The sequence below is a fragment of the Actinomyces sp. Z16 genome, assembly GCF_003111765.1.
Taxonomy (GTDB): domain Bacteria; phylum Actinomycetota; class Actinomycetes; order Actinomycetales; family Actinomycetaceae; genus Actinomyces; species Actinomyces glycerinitolerans.
On sequence record NZ_CP027862.1, the window covers coordinates 1,803,046 to 1,822,737 of the forward strand.

Below are 19,692 nucleotides of genomic sequence, written 5' to 3' on the forward strand. Positions count from 1 at the left end.
GGATGGCGGACCAGCAGGCATATCTGTCACCCTCACCGAAGTCTTTTCCACTTACCGGGATAAGTGTAAAAGGATGCGGGTTGCGGGTGCGCGCCGCTCACCAGCCCGTCGGGGCCAGGCGCCACGGGAATGCTGCCGTGCCGTCGCCGGGATCGTCGGCGTCGAAAAGGCCGGGCAGCCGTCGCCCGCAGTGCCGGCAGCAACCCGACGCATCCAGCTCGTAGGTTTCCACCGTGTAGCCGCGGCGGACGATAACCGCGGCGCCGCAGCCGGGGCAGTGCGTAGTCGCACCATCCGCGTCGCGCACATTGCCCAGGTACACGAAGTGCAGCCCCGCATCCAGCGCCGCGCGGCGGGCCCGCCGAAGCGTCACCACCGGCGTCGGCGGCCGGTCCAGCATGCGGTGGGCGGGGTGGAAGGCCGTCAGGTGCAGCGGCGTGTCCGCGCCCAGCGCGCCGACCACCCAGGCGGCGAGCCGACCGACCTCCTCGGGCGAGTCATTCAGGCCCGGGATGAGCAGCGTGGTCAGCTCCAGCCACGTCGAGGTGTGCTCGCGCACGCGCACCAGCGTGTCCTGCACGTCGCGCAGCCGCGCCCCGGTGATCTTCCGGTAGAAGTCCTCGGTGAAGCCCTTGAGATCAATGTTGGCGGCGTCGACGGCGCCGAACAGTTCCAGCCCCGGTTCGGTACAGATCCACCCGGCGCTGACCGCGTAGGCCAGCAGCCCGCGCTCGTGGCAGGCGTGGGCGGTGTCGATGGCGTACTCGGCGAAGACCACCGGGTCGTTGTAGGTGAAGGCGACGGCGCGGGCACCCAACCGGGCGGCCTGATCGACGATGCTGCCCGGCGGGGCGTCCACGCTGAGCACCTCGATGGAGCGGGCGGTGGAGATCTCCCAGTTCTGGCAGAACTTGCAAGACAGGTTGCAGCCGGCGGTGCCGAAGGACAACACCGAACTGCCGGGGTGGACATGGTTCAGCGGCTTCTTCTCCACCGGGTCCAGGCACACACCCGTGGACCGGCCGTATGCGGTCAGCACGATCCGCTCCCCGCTGCGCCGACGCACGAAGCAGAAACCCCGCTGTCCCTCCCGCAGGCGGCAGTGCCGCGGGCACAGGTCGCATTGCAGCCGGCCGTCCGGCAGCGGGTGCCACCAGCGGGCCGTGTATCCGGCGTCCCCACCCGCCGCACCCGGCCTGGAGGCGGGCGGGGCGGAGGCGGTCACGGCTCCTCCCAGGCGCGAACCCGGTAGGTCTCCACCACCAGGTCCGCATCCCAGAAACCGGCCGGCCAGCCGGCCTTGCGCTTGAGTTGGCGCAGGAAGTCGGCCGGGTCGGGCAACTCATCCCACACCTGCGGCAGGAAGGTGGCGCGCCGGGCCCCCAGCGACAGCACCACGCCGTCGATCCCCGGGCGCAGGCGACGGCGCACCTCCTGCTCATCGTGCGCATCCATGACCTCGGGCGTGGTGAGTACCGACACCTCCAGGTTCAGAGCAGGCAGCTCCATCGCCGTCACGGGCGGGAAGCGCGGATCGCGCAGGGCGGCGGCCACGGCGTTGGCGACGACGTCGTCGCCGAGCGACCGGTGCGCCTCCAGCGAGCCGATGCAGCCGCGCAGGGAGCCGTCGGCGCTGCGCAGGGTGACGAAGGCGGCACCGGGGCGATACAGCCAGGCGGGTCGCTCCCCCGCCAGCAACTCGGCGGGCGTGCCGGTCTCGGCGCCCACCGCGCGGGCGATCGCCCTGCGGGCCAGCGGAAGCAGCGTGTCTCCGGCGTCGGCGGGCGGCTCGGTCGCCTGTGGACCCGCCGCGGCCGCGGCGGGCTCGGCATCTGCGGTGGCCGCCTCATGGAGTGCGACGGCGCAGTAGCCGACCACCCGATCCGGATCGCCGGCGGTGTCGGCCGACGTGCACCGGCCCAGCAGTTCGGCGCGCATGCCGTGCTCCTGCGCCGCCAACAGCATCCCGTCCAGCGGGGTGGCGCCGCAGGCGCGATCGTGGGGGATGGAGGAGTCCAAGGCGAGAATGCGCGTGACGGTCTCCTCGTCGACGGTTACGGCCAAGTCCTGCGGCAGGTAGTGGGACAGGTCGGAGGAGATGATGATGACGGTCTCCGGCCCGCCCCACAGCGCATTGATCACGTCGGCGACGGTGCGCGCCGAGGCGTCCCCGGCAGCCAGCGGCACCACCGCGACGTCAGCCCCCAGGACGGTCTGGATGAAGGGCAGCTGCACCTCCAGGGAGTGCTCCCAGGCGTGTACCTCCGGCGCGGTGGTCACGCCGGGCAGGGCGGCCGCCTGCGCGCAGCCGGCGGCGTCGACATTCAGCACCCCCAGAGGCGTGGCCAACTGGTCGGCGCCGGGCAGCGCCAGTCCCCGCACCGGCACCCGGTGGGTGGGGCCCAGCAGCACCACCCGGGTGATGCGTCCCCGGCCGGCCTCCAGGCGGGCGTAGGCGCGCGCCGCCATGGGGCCGGAGTAGACGTAGCCGGCATGCGGGACGACGACGGCCTTGGGCACGGCCGGGGCGGCGGACAGCTGGGCCCGCGCCCGGGTGAGCAGGTCGGCGAGCATGCGTTTCAGGGCGCGCGCATCCCCGGGGTAGAAGCTTCCGGCGACGGCGGGACGGCGGACGGTCTTCATGGTGGTCTCTCCCTTGAGCAACACCAGGATACTCCGGCCGGGCCCGCATGTATCCGGTGCGGCCCGGCCGGCCGACAGGTCTCAGCGGGCGGCGGCCACGGCGGCGTCGAACTCGCCGGCGACGGCGTGGTCCGGCGTGCCGGCGCGGGACACGGCCCAGGCGGCGAGCAGGTTCGCGGCGAAGCCGGGGGCGAGCTCGTACAGGTCGAAGATGCCGCCGGGCCCGCCGGAGACATTGCCCCAGATCATGACGACGACGGCGCCGGCGATAATGCCGGCGAAGGCGCCCGTGGCGGTCAGCCGCCGCCAGTACAGGCACAGCAGGACCGTCGGGCCGAAGGAGGCGCCGAAGCCCGCCCAGGCGAAGGCGACCAGCGCCAGGATCGTGTCATTGGGCGTCCAGGCCATGGCCGCGGCGATCACGGCCACGCTCAGCACCGCGAAGCGCGAGTACATGACCAGCCGACGCTGGGAAACCTGCCGGTGGAAAACCTGGCGGTACAGGTCCTCGATCAGGGCGGAGGAGGTGACCAGCAGCTGGCTGGAGATGGTGGACATGATCGCGGCGAGGATGGCGGCCAGCATGAACCCGGCCACGAAGGGGTGGAACAGCAGCTGCCCCAGGCTGATGAACACGGTCTCCGGGTTGGTCAGGGCGGCGCCGTCGCGCTGGTAGATCGCCACACCGACGATGGCGGTTGCGGCCGCCCCGGCGACGGCGAACAGCATCCAGCCGATGCCGATGCGGCGGCCGGCCACGGCCTCCTGCGGGCTGCGCAGCGCCATGAAGCGCACAATGATGTGGGGCTGGCCGAAGTAGCCCAGGCCCCAGGCCAGGGAGGAGACGATACCGATCACGGAGGTGGTGGGTCCGAGCACCGCCCAGTAGTGCGGGTCGACTTCACTGACCGCCCGCAGGGTCGGCCCCAACCCGCCCAGGCGCGTCACACCGACAACGGGCACGGCGATCAGCGCGGTCACCATCATGACTCCCTGCACCAGGTCCGTGTAGGACACCGCCAGGAAGCCGCCCACCAGTGTGTACATCACCGTAATGGCGGCCACCAGGGTCAGACCCAGCCGGTAGTCCAGGCCGAAGGAGGACTCGAAGAAGGTGCCGCCGGAGACCATCCCGGATGAGACGTAGAAGGTGAAGAACACGACGATCACGCCCCCGCTGGCCCAGCGCAGCAGGTGCCGGTCGTCGTGCAGCCGGTTGTCCAGGAAGCTGGGGATGGTGATGGAGTCGTGGGCCACCTCCGTGTAGGAGCGCAGCCGGGGCGCCACATAGCGCCAGTTCAACCAGGCCCCCACCGTCAGCCCGACGGCGATCCACGCCTCCACCAGCCCGCTGGCGTACAGCGCCCCGGGCAGCCCCATCAGCAGCCAGCCGGACATGTCGGCGGCGCCCGCAGACAGCGCGGTGACCGCGGGCCCGAGCCCGCGGTCAGCCAGCATGTAGTCGTCCAGGGAGTCGTTATGACCGTAGGCCCACCAGCCGATCGCCACCATTCCAACGAAGTAGATGATCATCGAGATGGCTTGGAAGGTCGTCTCGGTCATGGTGCTCCTAGTCGGGTGGGGGGCCTGCAACCTGCCGCAGTTTAAGTGACGCGGCGGCATCGGCGTCGGCCTGTACCGCATCCAGGCCCTTGCCGGTGCCGGCCGCCGCGTAGGCGGCGACCAGGCCCTCCACCAGCGCGGCGCCGGACAGGCGCACGTGCGCGGCCAAGTCCGGGTCCAGCAACTCCAGGGCCATCTGGGCGCTGAGTACGCCGCTGCCCAGGTCTGCCAACACCAGTACGCCCGAGCCGTCGTCGACGCGCTCGATCGCCGCCATGATTTCGGTGGCGTCCGTGCCCAGGGAGCCGTCGGGCAGGCCCGCCGCCACCTCCGTGGGCGCATCCAGACCTGGAATCAGCCCCTTGGCGAGGGCGACGGCGGCGTCGGCGAGCGGGCGTGAATGAGAGACGACGACGATGCCCGTCATGCGGCGTCCGCCGTCTGGCCGGAGACGACGTCGGCGAGCGCCCGCATGATCAGAGCAGTGGAGGCGGCGCCCGGGTCGATGTGACCGACGGACCGCTCCCCCAGATAGGAGGCGCGCCCCTTCTTCGCCAGCATCGGCTCGGTGGCGTCCCGCCCAGCCGCCGCGGCGTCGGCGGCGGCATTGACGGCGGCCGCGAAGGCGCCGTCCGTGCCGGCACGGAGCGCCTCCAGGGCCGGGTACCAGGCGTCCAACATGGTCTTGTCCCCCGCCTCGGCGTTACCCCGCTGCACAATGCCGCCAATGCCGGCCTCGACGGCGTCGACCAGGGCGGCGGTGTCGATGGTCTCGTGCTTGGCGCAGGCGGTGGACATGCGCAGGAAGAAGGTGCCGTACAGGGGCCCGGCGGCACCGCCGACCTTGGAGATCAGCGCCATCGCGGTCTGCTTGAGGACCGCCGCCGGGGAGTCCGGCTCCGCTTCCAGCGCCTCGACGGCGGCGGTCAGGCCTCGCTTCATGTTGGCGCCGTGGTCGGCGTCGCCGATAGCGGCGTCCAGGGCAGTCAGATAGTCCGCCTGCTCGGTGACCAGGGCGCATGCGCGCCGGATCCAGGCGGCCACATCCGTGGCGGCCAGCGTCGTCAGCGGGGCGGACGGGGTCTGTGCAGTTGAAGTCGTCATGGCGCTCAGACCCCCCAACGCAGGCCGGGCGTGTTCACCGGAGCGTCCCACAGGCCGAGCATGTCCTCATCGGCGCGCACCAGCGTCAGCGAGCAGCCCGCCATGTCCAGGCTGGTGATGTAGTTGCCCACCAACGAGCGCTCCACCTTCACGCCGGCCGCGTCAAGCAACTTGGCGACCTCGCCGTACATCAGGTACAGCTCCAGGAGCGGGCTGGCGCCCATGCCGTTGAGCAGCGCAATGACACCCCGGTCGCCTTCCGGCAGTTCGGCCAGGATGGGGTCGACCAGCTGCTTGGCGATCTCGCCGGCGGGGGCGATCTTGTCCCGATGCCGGCCAGGCTCGCCGTGAATGCCGATGCCGATCTCCATCTCATCCTCGGGCAGGTCGAAGGACGGCTTGCCGTTGGCGGGCACGGTGCAGGAGGTCAGCGCCATGCCCATGGAGCGACCGGCCTCGGAGGTGCGCTTGGCGACCGCCGCAACGTCGGCGAGGGAGCGCCCCGCTTCGGCGGCGGCGCCGGCGATCTTCTCCACGATCACGGTCACGCCCACGCCGCGGCGGCCGGCGGTGTACAGGGAATCCTCCACGGCGACGTCGTCGGCGGTCACAACCGTGGCGATTTCCGTGCCGGACTCGGCGGCGACCATCTCTGCGGCCATGTCGAAGTTCATGACGTCGCCGGTGTAGTTCTTGACGATGTGCAGTACGCCCGCACCCCGGTCCACGGCGGCGGTCGCGGCGGAGACCTGGTCGGGAACGGGGGAGGTGAAGATCTCCCCCGCGCAGGCGGCGTCGAGCATGCCGAAGCCGACGAACCCGCCGTGCAGCGGCTCATGGCCACTGCCCCCGCCGGAGACGATGGCGACCTTGCCATCCTCCTTGGGGGTGGCCCGGTAGACGATGTGCTGGTCAACATCCACCCGGAGGCGATCGGGGTGTGCCGCGGCCATTCCGGCCAGCGCGTCGGTCACGACGCCGTCGACGGAGTTAATGAGCTTTTTCATGGCAGAACTGTACCGCGGATGAGTCGCCGATCACTGTCTCGGCCCCATTCGGCGTCCGGTTCGATACAGAGAACCGGTGAGGGGCGCAGCCGGCGCGGCTCACGCGCGATCGGGGCGGTCAAGCGAGGCGGAGCGGCTTGCGGAGTAAAGCACGACGGCGGCCGCCCAGTCGCCGTCGTGAGTCAAAGACACGGGCCAGTGCTGCGGGCCCGCGGCGCCGTCGCCCAGGGAGTCGGTGACGGCGACGGCGACGGCGCCGGTCAGGCGCAGCGACGGCCTCCCCCAGCGGTCGGTGATCAGTTCGATCTCCCGCCAGTCGACCGCCTCGGGCGACAGCTGCGGAGGGACCGCTCGCCCGGCGCTGGTGTTAACGGTTTGGGACCAGGCCTTGATGAAGGCCTCCTTCGCGGCCCAGCGGCCGGCCAGGTGCTCGGCCTGCGCCGAGCCGGTGACGTCGGCCCGGCGGGCGGCGTCGCGCCGCTCGCGTGCGGTGAAGGCCCGCTCGGCGAATACGGTGCCCGGCTGGTGCAACTGCTCGGCCAGGCCGGAGATATGCACCAGGTCCACCCCAACGCCGAGGATCTCACCGTTTTGACGTTCGGGGACGTCGGGCAACCGTGGTTCAACGCCCATAGTGGAGCCTGCACGCAACGATGAGGACGTCGTCCCCATCGACCCGGTAGACGAGCCTGTGCTCGGACGTGATGCGACGCGACCAGTAGCCGCTGAGATTGCCGCGGAGGGCCTCTGGCTTGCCGAGACCCTCGTTGCCGTGTCGTTGGATGTCCTGGAGGAGGAGATTGACGCGTTTGAGGACTCGACGATCCTCAGTCTGCCACCACAGGTAGTCCTCCCAGGCGTGGGTAGACCAGATGAGTCTCATGGCGGACCCGGTCAGTCCTCACCGGTGTTCACCAGCTCGTGGGCCTTGCCGTGCCCGTCCTCGAGCTCGGTGATCGACTCCAGGAGCCGCCTGGCGTTGGCGGGGTTGCGCAGGAGATAAGCGGTCTCCTTGAGCGCCTCATACTCCGCTAGGGAGACGATGACGGCAGGATCATGCCCGGCTCGGGTGATGACGACCTCCTCGCGGTCGTCCACGACGTCATTGAGCACTTGGGCGTAGCGCGCGCGGGACTCCGTGTAGGTCATGGTCCTCATGACTCACCTCCTGTGCAGAAAACTGTACGTCACGTTCATTCTTCGCTGCAATGGAGCATCGCCGACCAGTTCTATCTCGCGCCAGTCGTCCGCTTCTGGCGCCAGTCGGCGGCCGGCGCATGGTGACCACGGGGAGCACGCCTCGCCACAACGCGTCCGAGCCCGGAACTGCTTTGAATCCGAGTCGTATGTAGAAGCGTTGCGCCCCACGGTTGAAGATGTCTTTGTCGGTGAGCCGAGGCTTCCAGATCTCATCGACCCACTGCCGGGTGGCGCCTTCGGGGCGGACGTAGGTGTCGCACAGGCGCGATACCACACTCCTGTGGCCGTACGGGCTTCTGTGGCGCGCATGGGGCGCACCGTGAACAAGCAGTCTTCGCATCGGTACGCGGCCCGGCTGGCCTTGCTCATCACTCAATCCTAAGTCTGCTTTTCAAGGCTATTCGTGTCGGCGGGTGTGCCAGGCAGACGCTCAACCAGGCGCCCTCGATCTTTTGCCCAGTCGGTACACGATTCAGGCAATGATAAGTGCCCCGGCATCCTAGAAGTCATGGCCTCAAAGCTCCCAAAGCTGTGGAAACCACGCAGTACCTTCGTTTGGGGGTCGTACCTTCTGGCTGTCGATTCGGCACATCTTGTGACGGTTCGTAACTTCTGGTCGACGATTCGTACTCTCTGACGACGGTACGTACATCTAGGTGCCGAACCGTCGCATACAAGTACGAATCGTCGGTGTAAAGGTACGAACCGTCAATACACAGACCACCACGAGCACGAACCCCGCGGGAAACACCACCGCACGGTGAGGCTCCAGTCCCGGCCCCAAGGAAGGCTCCGGGAGTACGCAAAGACCGGACGCCCGAAAGAATCCCTGCCCCCGTAAAGAATAGGCGGGCCGAGCCGGCTTACGGGTCGCGATATGTCCGAACCGCGCACATATTCGCGCCGACAACCCCGCGATGAGCCCTACGGCGCGGTGGCCCCGGGAACCGAAGCTCCCGGGGCCACCGCTGCAACCGGTGCCGGCATCTCATTGGTGCCGGTGTCGGAGATTAGGCGAGTTCGCCGGTGTGGTAGACACCGTCGGCGCCGAGGCGTGCCTGCGGGTCGAGCAGCATGGCGGCCTCAACCTCGTGCGGGTCGCGACCCTTGCGCTCCTCGCCCAGGCGCCGGCCGTCGATCTGCTCGAACAGCGGGGCGCGACCGATCATGCCGGCGCGGCGCTGCCGCGTACCGGCCGCCAGGCGCCGGTTGGCCGAGGCCAGCCAGGCGTCCACGGCCTCCTGGCCGCCCTGCGCGCGCAGCGCCGCCTCGAAGGCACCGGGGTGCACCAGGGCGATCAGGCCGGAGACGTGTCCGAAGCCGAGGCTGGTGAGCAGGCCGGCGCGCACCGGGCCGGCGCCCGGGACGCGGCCGTCCGCTCCACCGCGGCCCGCCAGGCGGATCGGGGTACGCGGCCACACCCAGAAGGCGTCCCGCTCCAGCGGGGCGTCCACCACGTCCAGGCTGGTGTTTCCGGGGGCCACGCCGGTGGCCAGGATCTCGGCCAACCCCGCCACCTGGAACAGTGCGGCACCGCCCTTGGCGTGACCGGTGATCGTCTTCTGGGAGACGGCCACCAGCGGGTTGCCCTCGCTGCGGCCCAGGGCGCGAGCCAGGCGGGTGTGCAGCTCGGACTCATTGGGGTCGTTGGCACCGGTGGAGGTGTCGTGCTTGGAGACCACGGCGATGTCGTCGGCCTCCACGCCCAGAGCGGCCAGGGCCTTGGCCAGACGGGAGTCCTTGCCGCCGCGGCCCGCGCCGAGCGCACCCAGCCCGGGGGCGGGGATGGAGGTGTGGGCGCCGTCGGCGTAGGAGGAGACGAAGCCGATCACACCCGCCACCGGCAGACCCAGTCGGGCCGCCACGGAGCCGCGGGCCAGGATCACCGTGCCGCCGCCCTCGGCCTCGACGAAGCCGCCGCGACGGCGGTCGTTGGCGCGGGAGAAGTGGCGGGCCGAGATGCCCTTGGCGTACATGGCCTCGGCCTCTGCGGTGGCGTTCATATTGCCGAAGCCGACCACCGACTCGATCGAGATGTCGTCGATGGCGCCGGCCACCACCACGTCGGCCTTGCCGAGCGCGATCTTGTCCCAGCCCTCCTCGATGGACACCGCCGCGGTGGCGCAGGCCGAGACCGGCTGCACCATGGAGCCGTAGCCGCCGATGTAGGACTGCATCACGTGCGCAGCCACGACGTTGGGCAGGGCCTCCTGCAGGATGTCGCTGGGGCGCTCCTCACCGAGGAAGCGGCCGACGAACATCTTGCGCATGGACTCCATGCCGCCGAATCCGGTGCCCTGCGTGGAGGCCACGTCGGAGGGGTGCACCGCCGCCAGCAGCTCGGCCGGGGAGAACCCGGCGGACAGGAAGGCGTCCACCGCGGTGACCAGGTTCCAGGAGGCGATGGTGTCCATGCCCTGCACCATGGCGGCGGGGATGCCCCAGCGCTCCGGGTCGAAGTCGACCGGGAACTGGCCGCCGACGGTGCGCGAGAGCGTAGCGCGGCGCGGCACTCGGGCCAGCGACCCGGCCAGGCGGGTGACGGTCCACTCCCCCGTGGGGGCGCCGTCGACCAGCTCCGGGGTCACCAGCGTGTGCTCGGGGTCGGTGACCTCGATGGTGCGGGCGGTGGCCTCGTCGGCCACGGTGAGGGTGATGTCGTGGTCCAGGTAGACGGCGACCTCCTCCGGGCCCTCGGTGGCGATCACGCCGTCGTCGACGAACTCGCGGATGCCGCAGCGGGCCACGACCTCGTCGCGGTAGCGGGCGTAGATATCCGACTCGTCGACGAACTCCCCATCGGTGTCGTACCAGCCGGCCTTGGGGCTGTCCTGCCAGGTGAGCAGGCCCATGCCCCAGGCGAGTTCGAGCACGCCGGCGGCGGTCAGCTCCACGTCGTCGCCGCCGGTCATGCCCAGCTCCGCCTCGCGGCGGGTGCGGCCCGAGCCCCAGGTGGAGACCTCGCCGGTGGAGACCACTACAACCAGGTCGTCCAGGTCGGCGTCCACCTCGCCCCAGTCGGGGGCCGTGGGCTGGGTGGGTACGTGCGGGGTCGGCAGCGCCTTGATGCTCGCCTGAGACGCGGGCTCGGCCTGCGGGGCCGGCGCGGTCGCGGCGGCGCTCTCGCGCAGGGCCACCAGGTCGACGTCGTCGCCCAAACCGCCGGTCAGGTCGGCCTCGACGGGCGCCTGGGCGGCGTGGCCGCGCACCTCGGTGGTGCACAGCTCGACGAGTTCGGCGGCGATCTCCTGGGTGGACCAGGTGCGTACGCCGGCGGCCTCGACGGCCGCCACCAGCGGGTCGTTGCCGCCCATCAGGCCGGTGCCACGCACCCAACCGATGCGCGGGTGGGCGAGGGTGACCCGCCCGGACCAGTTCTTCTCCGCGCGCCAACGGTTCACCACGGCGTCCAGGGCGGACTTTACCTCGCCGTAGGCGCCGTCACCGCCGAAGGTGCCGCGGTTGGGCGAGCCCGGCAGCACCACGTGCAGACGGTGGTCCACATGCGTGTCGGTGCCGATGGCGGACAGGGCGGAGATGGTGCGCTCCACACTCCACAGCAGCAGCCGGGTCTGCGATTCGGCGGCCGGGCCGGCGTCCGCGAGAGTGCCGACCACGCGCGGGGCGGCGAAGGGGAACAGCAGCGTCGGAACCAGCGCCTCCTTGACCAGCTGCGTGGAGCCGCCGGAGGTGACCGTCTGGTCGTTACCGATCCAGTCGGCCAGGGCGTCCACGTCCCGGTAGGAGGCCAGGTTCGCGGGCACCATCCACAGGCGGGCGCCGGCGGAGGCGTGCTCGCGGTACAGGTTGGTGGCGAAGGTCAAGCGCTCGTGGGTCAGTCGGGAACTGGTGGCGACGACGGTCGCGCCTCCGGCCAGCAGCTCCCCGACGACGGCCGCGGCGATCGAGCCGGGGGCCACACCGGTGACCACGGCGACGTCGTCCGCCCAGCGGACCGAGTCCGCGCCGGCGACCGGCTTCTGGGCAGCCGCGGCGGCGATCGCCTCGGCGATCTCGGCGCGACGAGCCAGGTCCGGCGACTCCGCCCCGGCGTCGGCGGCGGCGCGCAGCTGCCGCCCCCACCAGGCGGCCTGGTCGGCCACGGCGGCCCCCAGGCCGGTGAAGCGCTGCGGGGCCAGCTGCTCGGTGGCCGTAGCCAGGTCGGTCTCGCCGTTGCCCAGGCGGGCCAGGTCCTCGCGGGCGGAGGCCCAGCGGTCGTCGATGAGGACGGCGCGGTCGGCCGAGAAGGCGGGGGTCACGGACTTGACCCAGCCGGAACCGAGCTCGGCGTCGATCGCCGCGAGCGCGGCGCGGGTGGCGGCCGCCTCGTCGTCGGCGTCGGCGGGCACGCCCGCCTTGTCGGCCAGGCCCAGGGCATCGAGCAGCGTGCGGGCGGTGTTGGCCAGCACCCCGTCGGCGCCGGTCACCTGAGCGGCGAAGGCGTCCAGGGCGGCGGAGTCAACCACCGCTCCCCCGGCACCGCCGGCGCTCGGCATGGCCACGCTCACCCCGTGGGCGGAGGCAACGGCCTGCACGGCGGCGTCGATCAGGGCGTCCACGGCGCCGGCGTTGGTCAGCGGCGCGGAGGAGCCCAGCGTGGCCAGGTCCTCGCCGCGCATGGAGGCGCCCTCACGGGTACCCAGGAACAGCTCCGCGGTAACGTGGGCAACCCAGCCGTCACCGAGCCCCCAGGTGCCCTTCACGCGCTCACCGACGCGGCCGGCGCGCACGCCGGAGGGGCCGAGGATCCGGCCCAGCCCGGTGCGGGTGGCGTCGGCCAGCACGGGGCCGAAGGGCTTGTAGCCGGGGGCGCCCTTGGCGACGATGCCGGCCAGCGTGTTCATGTCGGCGTCGGCGGCGCCGTCGATGCTGGCCAGCTGCAACTCGGTGCCCAGGTCCATGAGCAGCTGGTTGCGGCGCGAGGACACGCCATTGGTCAGCGACTCGGTGGTGTCGGTGGGCGCGATCTGCTCGGGGCGGATGCGGGCGGCGTACGCCAGCAGCACCGTCAGCGCGTCGGTGGCGCCGAAGGGCAGGTCCGCGACGGGCCCGGCAGCGGCCGGGGCGCTCGCAGCGGGGGCGGCGGGTGCGGCCTCGGCGGGGGTCGGGGCGGAGGCCGCCGGCGCGGCGGGGGTCTGCGCGGACGGCGCGGAGGCCGGCGCGGCGTCCGCGGCCGCGTCGGGCAGCTCGAAGCTCTCCTCCTCCAGGCCCGCGGCCGGGTCGGTGTCGGTGGCCAGTACGCGCGCCTCGTCGCGGCGGGCGTTGTGCACCACCACGTGGCGGCCGGCGTGCTGCGGCAGCGCCAGCGTGCGGGAGGCGAGGTTGGCCAGCGTCGGGGAGGTGGCCAGGCCGACCTCGACGACGTGCTCCACACCCAGGCCGCCCTGCTCCGGGGCGCTCAGCAGCACGTCCTGCGTCTCGATCCAGCGGACCGGGGAGGCGAACTGCCAGGCCAGCAGCTCCACCAGCAGCTGGCGGCCGAGCTCGACGGGCCGGGCGGCCCACTGCTCCCAGTCGTCCAGAATCTGGCGGACCGGCTCGGAGGGGACCACGTCCAGGATGGCACGGGCGAAGTCGCGGGTCAGCGCGAAGGGACGGGCCACCAGGTTGGGCACGTAGCGGCCCACCAGACGGTCCACATCCAGGTCCGTGGGGATCAACGTCAGCAGCCGCTCCCGGAACTCGGGCACGCCCGGGCGCAGCACCTCGGAGTGGAAGGGCACGTCGATGCCGGGCACGTACATGAACGGGTTCTTACCGCCCCGGGCGGCCGCCTTGGCGCGGGCGTCGGCGGCCAGCGCCTCCAGGCCCTTGATGGTGCCGGCGACGGCGTACTGCACGCCCGCCAGGTTGTAGTTGACGATCTGCAGGAACTCCCCGGAGGCCTCGGACACCGAGCGCACGTAGTCCTCCACGGCGTCGGCGCCAATACCCGCCTGGTTGGGGCGCAGGGCCCCCATCCGGTAGTTGGAGGCACCGGACTCATCACGCGGCACCAGGGAGTGCATGGTGGAGCCGCGCTGGAAGACGATGGAGATGGTGGTCTCCACCGACATGACGCGACCGTAGGCGCTCAGCGCGGTGTACTCGCCCAGGGAGTGGCCGGCGAAGGCGGCGGACTCCACCAGGGCGCCGGCCTCCGCCATGCGGGCGGTGGTGGCCATGGCGACGGTGGCCAGCGCCACCTGCGTGAACTGGGTGAGGTTGAGCAGCCCATCGGGGTGCCGGTAGGTCACGCCCCGGGCGGTCATCTCGGTGGGGTTGTCCCGCACCAGGGAGATCACGGAGAAGCCCAGCTCCGCGCGGGTGTGGGCGTCGGCGCGCTCCCACACCTCGCGGGCCGCCTTGGAGATGCGCATCTCGTCCAGGCCCATGCCGCGGGCCTGAATGCCCTGGCCGGGGTAGACGTAGGCGGTCGGCTCCGGCTCGGTGACGGCGGTACCCCGGGAGACGACCTCGTCGCCAATGCGGCAGGTGACCTCCAGGACCAGGCCGCCGCCGATCACCAGGCCGGTGCGCTCAACACTGATCTGTACCCGGTCGCCGAGCTCCACGGGGCCGAGCATGGTGTAGGTCCAGCCGGCCAGTACGTGGTGGGTGCCGTCGGTGGCGGTGGCGGCGGCCGCCTGCTGGGCGGTGGCCGACAGCCACATGCCGTGCACCAGCGGGGCGTCCATGCCGGCGACCTTCGCGGCGTGGTAGCTGGTGTGGATGGGGTTGAAGTCGCCGGTGACGCGGGCGAAGGCCGTCATGTCGGTCGGGGCCGTCACGGTGATGCGGCGCAGCAGGCGGCGGGCCGCCGGAGCGGTCTCGCGGCCGGTGCCGCCGGCCTGCTCGGGCGCGGAGGGCACGGCGGTGCCGGAGGCGCGGCCGCGGATGGCGAAGCGCTCACGCATGAGCGCAACCACGCTGCCGTCGGCGGCGTCCGTCAGTTGCAGGCGCACATCCACCACGCGGCCCGCGCTGGACTCCTCCAGCCCGGCCACCCAGCCGTCGGCCTGAATGACCCGGTCGGGGCCGGCCTCGCGGGCCAGTTCCGCCAGCGGGCGGCGCAGGTCGATGGTGTGGTCCAGGTGCACCGCGCCCAGTAGCCCCTCGATCAGCGGCATGCCGTCCTCGACGACGCTGCCCAGGGCGGCGTAGACCACCGGCCAGCAGGGGCCGAGCAGGGCGTCCGGTACCAGCGGCGCGGCCGCCAGCGAGGTGGGCAGGGCGTCGGCGGTGACGGCGGCGTGGTCCGCGCCCAGGCCCGCACCCAGGGTGAAGCGGGCGTGCACGGTGCCGAAGGGCTGGTGGGCCGGGCGACCCAGGATGTCCTTGGCGTCCGGGACGGCGGGCACCACCTCGGGCAGGTGGTCAACCTCGTCACCGGTGATGGACACGGCGCCGACGCCGGCGGTGTCGCGCAGCAGCGCGTTCATGGTGTCGCTGATACGGCCCGGGTCGACGAAGGGAGCGGCCCCGTCCCAGGCGCGGGCCAGTCGCAGCGGCACCACCAGGCGCCGCACCGCGTGGATGCCCTCCCCGCCGGGGGTGTGGTCCCAGTGGGTGTCCAGGGCGATGTCCAGGTCGTAGGCGTCCTCGGCGACGTCGGGACGGGCCACCACCTGGTAGGCGTCGTCGTCCAGCACGCGGGCCGGGTTGACGGTCAGGTGACCGTTCCACAGCACGTGCGGGGTGGCCCGCACCAACTCGGTGGCGTCGGCCACCGGGCGGGTCCCTGCGCCGCAGCCGACACCGAGGCGACCGGCCGCCGGGGCGGGCTGCTCACCGGCGGATTGCAGCGCCTCAATCACGGCCGTCTCGAAGCGGCCCAGCAGGTGGCCGATCGGCTCGTTGATGGTGGTGATGCCGGCCACGGACACCGGGCCGGGGATGATGCGCACCTGGTCGGCGGTGTAGCGGGGGTCCTGCGACTGCCACAGGGAGTCGGTGCCCCACCAGCGCAGGATGTCGGCGTCGAGCACGGGCACGAAGGGCACCGGCTTGGGGTGCTTGCGGCACAGGTCCACGAACCAGGCCGCATCCGCGGGCTCCACCTGGGTGGTGGCGGCCTCCGGGTAGCGCTCGGCCAGCGCGGCCAGAGCGGCGTCGGCGTCCAGGACGTCGTCCTCACCGGCGAACAGGGTGGGGATCTCACCGTGGTCGGCGCGGTTCAGGCGCGCCTCCACCCGGTGCAGCAGGTCCAGGAACCGGTCGTACCAGCCCTCGTCGGCCCAGTCGTCGCGGCCCGCGGCGCGCCCGTCATGCGGCGCCACGCACAGCTCGGCGTAGCGGGCGGCCCACTCCAGGTAGTTCATCGACTCGACGTCGCCGAAGTAGGGCTTGGCGGTCTTGGCCAGGGCGGCGATCACCTCGTCGCGGCGCGCCGTCATGGCGGCCTCGTTACCGGCGATCTCCTGGATGAGCCGGGAGGCGCGGGCCGAGGAGTTGTCGATCTCGTACAGGTCGGCGCGCAGGTGGGACAGGCCCGAGGTCATGCCCCCGGCGGAGGCCCCGGAGGCGACCCAGCCGCCCTCGTGGGCGGGGTCGATTCCGGGAGTGTCCACCAGCAGCTGCTTGACGTCCTCGTTGGTCTTGGCCTCCAGGGCGGTCATGGCGGCGGTGCCGACGCTGACGCCGTCCACCGGGGCGGCCGCGGTGCCGTAGGCCAGTGCCCACCGACCGGTGATGTAGTCGGCGGCCCGCTCCGGGGCGCCGATGCCACCGCCCACGCACAGCACGATGTTGTCCACCGCGCGGATGGCGTCGTAGGTGGCCAGGAGCATGGTGTCCAGGTCCTCCCACGAGTGGTGGCCGCCGGCGTGACCGTCCTCGATCTGCATGATGAGCGGCACGTCCGGGACCGCCTTGGCGATGGCGATGACCTGGCGGATCTGGTCCACCGTTCCCGGCTTGAAGGCCACGTAGGGGAAGCCCTCCGCGCGCAGGCGGTGGATCAGGGTGATGGCCTCGTCCAGTTCGGGGATGCCGGCGGAGATGATCACGCCGTCGACGGGAGTGCCCGCGGCCCGCGCCTTGGACAGCAGTCGCTGCGTGCCCAGTTGCAGGTTCCACAGGTAGCGGTCCATGAACATGGCGTTGAAGGCGGCGGTGCGGCCCGGCTCCAGGGCCTGCTCCAGGCCGGCCAGGTTGTCGGCCAGCACCTTCGCGGTGGTCTGGCCGCCACCGGCCAGCTCCGCCCAGTAGCCGGCGTTCGCGGCGGCGGCCACGATCTCCGGGTCCACGGTGGTGGGCGTCATGCCCGCCAGCAGGATCGCGGAGCGGCCGGTCAGGCGGGTGAAGGCGGTGTCCACGGTGATGCGGCCGTCGGGCAGCCGGGTCAGGCGCGGCGCGAAGCGCGCCCGGTCCACGGTGGGGGCCGGGGCGGTGCCGGGCCGGTCCAGGTCGTCGATGTGGCGGGCGGTGCCGGCGGGCACCACCGTGGTGCCGGTGCCGGCCACCACCGGTTCGGTCAGGCGGGACAGGACCGTGCCCGGGCCGACGTCGAGGATCAGCTTGCGCTCCCCCGCGCCCAGGGCCGCCGTGACGATGGCCGGCCAGTCCACCGGGTCGATCAGTACGGCCACGGCCAGGTCGTGAGCCAGGTCGGTGTCCAAGCCGGCGCGGCCCGCCCAGGCCACCACGTCGTCGACGGCGGTGGCCAGCAGCGGCGTGTGGAAGGGCACGGAGGTGGTCAGGAACTCGGTGATCGGGTTCAGGACCGCGCCGCCGCGGCGCCGCTCCTTGCGGTCGCGCTCGCTGCGGCGGGCGGCCGCCTGCAAGGCGGTGATGACCTGCTCCAGGTCGCCGGGGCGGCCGGACAGGATGTGGGCCTGGCGGCCGTTGACCACGCCGACGGCGATGCGCTCCGCGCCGGGCACCTGCGCCAGGACCCCGTCGAGCACCGCGCGGGTGACGCCGCGCACCGACAGCATGGGGGTGGTCTCCCCGACCGTGCCCAGGTTCAGCCTGCCCGTGGTGCGGGCGGCGGCGGCCCCGATCAGGCGGGCGATCGCGTGCACCTGCACCACCGCGTCGGGGGCGACGGCGTCGTCACCGTGCTCCCGCGCGCGGCGCAGCGCCTCCAGCAGGGCCACGCCCAGAACCCCCTGGGAGTGGCCGATCACGGCGCCGGGGGCGTGCTCGCCGGCCGGGTCGATGCCGGAGCCGGGCAGGCAGGCCAGGGCGGCGTGCTGGGCGAACAGGATGCCGGGTACGGACACGTCGGCGGTGTCGGCGGCGCCGCCCTGCGGGGCCGGGGCCACCGGCGCGCCGGCGTCGGTGAAGAAGCGCCCGCCGCGCGGCGTGACCGTCAGCAGGTCGGTAGCGACCGGGGCGAGCCGGTCGGCGACGGCGGCGTCGATGGCGACCAGCTCACCGGCCAGGTCGCGGTCCAGGCCGGCCAGTTCCTCCAGCGTGGAGCGCCAGGGGGTGGCCTGCCCGCCGAAGGCGAGTACGTAGGGCTCGCCGGCGTGCAGTCGTTCGGCGATGGTGTCGGCAGTGTTGGGCTGGGTGGTCATGCGGTCCTCGGTTGTCGGGTCGATTGCGGTGGTCTGTGGGTCGGGGTTGGTTGGGTCGATGGTCATTGGGGGCTCATAGGGGGCCGTTGTCGTGCTTGCGGTAGGGGGTACGCCGCTCGTCGCGTTTCTCGGCCAGGGCGGCCAGGGAGTCCACGATCACGGTGCGGGTGTCTTCGGGGGCGATGACGGCGTCGATCTCCCCGATGGCGACGGCCTTGTCGGGGTTGATGACGGTCTGCGTGTACTCGTCGACCAGGCGCTGCTGCTCGGCGGCGGCCGCCTGCTCACCGGCCTCCTCACGCACCTGCTGCAGGTCGCGGCGGTGAATGATGCCCACCGCGCCCTGGGCGCCGAGCACGGCGATCTCCGCGCCGGGCCAGCAGAAGTTCAGGTCCGCGCCGATCGCCTTGGAACCCATGACGATGTAGGCGCCGCCGTAGGCCTTGCGCAGCACCACCGTCACCAGCGGGACGGTCGCGGACGCGTAGGCGTTGATCACCTTGGCGCCGCGGCGGATGATGCCGGCGTGCTCCTGCTCGGCGCCGGGCCGGTAACCGGGTACGTCCACGAAGGTGACCACCGGCAGGCCGAAGGCGTCGCAGAAGCGCACGAAGCGGGCCAGCTTCTCGGAGGCGTCCACGTCCAGGGTGCCGGCATCGACCAGGGGCTGGTTGGCGACCACGCCCACGGGGCGGCCCTCGAAGCAGGCGAAGCCGACCACCACGTTGGCGGCGAAGTCCTCCTGGACCTGCACCAGCTCCCCGTGGTCGACGACGGCGGACACCACGGCGGTGACGTCGTAGGGCTGGCGGGGCGAGGCGGGAACCAGGGAGCCGACCTGGGCGGCGGCGTCCCGGTCCGTGGCCCGGTCGGCGTCCTCGTAGGCGTAGCGGGGCGCCTCCTGGTCGGAGGAGGACGGCAGGTAGGCCAGCAGGGTGCGTACCTGGTCCAGGGCGTCGTCCTCGTCCTCGGCCACGTAGTGGACCACGCCGGTGACCGAGCCGTGGATGTCGGCGCCCCCGAGCTCCTCGGCGCTGATGCGCTCGCCGGTGACGGCGCGCACCACGTCGGGGCCGGTGACGAACATGTGGGAGGCCTCGCGGGTGGCGATCACGAAGTCCGTCAGGGCGGGGCTGTAGACGGCGCCGCCGGCACACGGCCCCATGATCACGCTGATCTGGGGCACCAGTCCGGACGCGGCGCAGGTGCGGTTGAAGATGCGCCCGTACTGGCGCAGGGCCGCCACGCCCTCTTGAATCTTGGCGCCGCCGGAGTCGATCAGGCCGATCACCGGGATGGACAGTCGCATGGCGTCGTCTAGCAGGCGCACGATCTTGTCGCCCTCGACGGTGCCCAGTGCCCCGCCGGACACGGAGAAGTCCTGGGAGTAGACGGCCACCTGCCGGCCGCCGATCTGGCCGAATCCCGTCACGACGCCGGAGGGGCGGGCCCCCTCCCCCGCGCCGGAGCCGGAGTAGCGGCCGATCTCCAGGAAGGAGTCGGCGTCCAGCAGCATGGCGATGCGCTCGCGGGCGGTGTGCTTGCCCTTGGGATGCTGGCGGGCGGCGGCGTGCTCCTCGGCCTGCGCGTCGGCGCGCGCGATGCGCTCGCGGAAGGCGCTGGTCGCGGCCGAGGTGGCCATGGTGGCGTCGGGCGTGGTGGACTCAGTCATG

General features: G+C 72.1%; 11 protein-coding genes. All 11 read right to left on the reverse strand.

Annotated features, from left to right (window positions below; translation table 11 throughout):
* Positions 1 to 97 precede the first annotated feature (97 nt).
* The 11 genes from amrS to C3B71_RS07535 all read right to left on the reverse strand — a co-directional run bounded on the left by amrS (position 98) and on the right by C3B71_RS07535 (position 19,691).
* The gene (amrS, locus tag C3B71_RS07485; protein ID WP_108967118.1) at positions 98 to 1,225 is read right to left on the reverse strand and encodes an AmmeMemoRadiSam system radical SAM enzyme; all 1,128 of its coding nucleotides are present in this window, start codon (positions 1,223 to 1,225) and stop codon (positions 98 to 100) included.
* Positions 1,222 to 2,643: an AmmeMemoRadiSam system protein B gene (gene amrB / locus C3B71_RS16430; protein WP_108969676.1), complete on the reverse strand. Its 1,422-nt coding sequence runs from the start codon at positions 2,641 to 2,643 to the stop codon at positions 1,222 to 1,224. The genes amrS and amrB overlap by 4 nt, the downstream gene beginning before the upstream one ends.
* Before the next feature lie 81 nt (positions 2,644 to 2,724).
* The gene (gene putP / locus C3B71_RS07495) at positions 2,725 to 4,206 is read right to left on the reverse strand and encodes a sodium/proline symporter PutP (RefSeq protein ID WP_073332215.1); all 1,482 of its coding nucleotides are present in this window, start codon (positions 4,204 to 4,206) and stop codon (positions 2,725 to 2,727) included.
* 7 nt (positions 4,207 to 4,213) lie between these two features.
* Positions 4,214 to 4,633, reverse strand: a complete 420-nt coding sequence (gene dhaM / locus C3B71_RS07500; protein WP_108967120.1) for a dihydroxyacetone kinase phosphoryl donor subunit DhaM — start codon at positions 4,631 to 4,633, stop codon at positions 4,214 to 4,216.
* Positions 4,630 to 5,310, reverse strand: coding sequence for a dihydroxyacetone kinase subunit DhaL (dhaL, locus tag C3B71_RS07505; RefSeq protein WP_108967122.1), 681 nt, complete (start codon positions 5,308 to 5,310; stop codon positions 4,630 to 4,632). The genes dhaM and dhaL overlap by 4 nt, the downstream gene beginning before the upstream one ends.
* 5 nt (positions 5,311 to 5,315) lie before the next feature.
* Positions 5,316 to 6,317, reverse strand: a complete 1,002-nt coding sequence (gene dhaK, locus C3B71_RS07510; protein ID WP_108967124.1) for a dihydroxyacetone kinase subunit DhaK — start codon at positions 6,315 to 6,317, stop codon at positions 5,316 to 5,318.
* 99 nt (positions 6,318 to 6,416) lie between these two features.
* Entirely contained in the window at positions 6,417 to 6,950 is a 534-nt protein-coding gene (gene acpS, locus C3B71_RS07515; protein WP_108967126.1) for a holo-ACP synthase AcpS, read from the reverse strand.
* Positions 6,940 to 7,200, reverse strand: coding sequence for a Txe/YoeB family addiction module toxin (locus tag C3B71_RS07520; RefSeq protein ID WP_073332200.1), 261 nt, complete (start codon positions 7,198 to 7,200; stop codon positions 6,940 to 6,942). Before C3B71_RS07520 ends, acpS begins: the two co-directional genes overlap by 11 nt.
* Before the next feature lie 11 nt (positions 7,201 to 7,211).
* Entirely contained in the window at positions 7,212 to 7,475 is a 264-nt protein-coding gene (locus C3B71_RS07525; RefSeq protein ID WP_073332197.1) for a type II toxin-antitoxin system Phd/YefM family antitoxin, read from the reverse strand.
* A 1,052-nt stretch (positions 7,476 to 8,527) separates the two neighbouring features.
* Entirely contained in the window at positions 8,528 to 18,019 is a 9,492-nt protein-coding gene (locus C3B71_RS07530; RefSeq protein WP_108969678.1) for a type I polyketide synthase, read from the reverse strand.
* Between the two features lie 73 nt (positions 18,020 to 18,092).
* Positions 18,093 to 19,691, reverse strand: coding sequence for an acyl-CoA carboxylase subunit beta (locus C3B71_RS07535; RefSeq protein WP_073332191.1), 1,599 nt, complete (start codon positions 19,689 to 19,691; stop codon positions 18,093 to 18,095).
* Position 19,692 lies beyond the last annotated feature (1 nt).

Bases quoted from the DNA above. Each gene is read 5' to 3' on its own strand.
- C3B71_RS07525 (WP_073332197.1), bottom strand. From the start codon at position 7,475: ATGAGGACCATGACCTACACGGAGTCCCGCGCGCGCTACGCCCAAGTG.
- C3B71_RS07535 (WP_073332191.1), bottom strand. From the start codon at position 19,691: ATGACTGAGTCCACCACGCCCGACGCCACCATGGCCACCTCGGCCGCG.
- putP (WP_073332215.1), bottom strand. From the start codon at position 4,206: ATGACCGAGACGACCTTCCAAGCCATCTCGATGATCATCTACTTCGTT.
- amrB (WP_108969676.1), bottom strand. From the start codon at position 2,643: ATGAAGACCGTCCGCCGTCCCGCCGTCGCCGGAAGCTTCTACCCCGGG.
- C3B71_RS07520 (WP_073332200.1), bottom strand. From the start codon at position 7,200: ATGAGACTCATCTGGTCTACCCACGCCTGGGAGGACTACCTGTGGTGG.
- dhaM (WP_108967120.1), bottom strand. From the start codon at position 4,633: ATGACGGGCATCGTCGTCGTCTCTCATTCACGCCCGCTCGCCGACGCC.
- C3B71_RS07530 (WP_108969678.1), bottom strand. From the start codon at position 18,019: ATGACCACCCAGCCCAACACTGCCGACACCATCGCCGAACGACTGCAC.
- acpS (WP_108967126.1), bottom strand. From the start codon at position 6,950: ATGGGCGTTGAACCACGGTTGCCCGACGTCCCCGAACGTCAAAACGGT.
- dhaK (WP_108967124.1), bottom strand. From the start codon at position 6,317: ATGAAAAAGCTCATTAACTCCGTCGACGGCGTCGTGACCGACGCGCTG.
- dhaL (WP_108967122.1), bottom strand. From the start codon at position 5,310: ATGACGACTTCAACTGCACAGACCCCGTCCGCCCCGCTGACGACGCTG.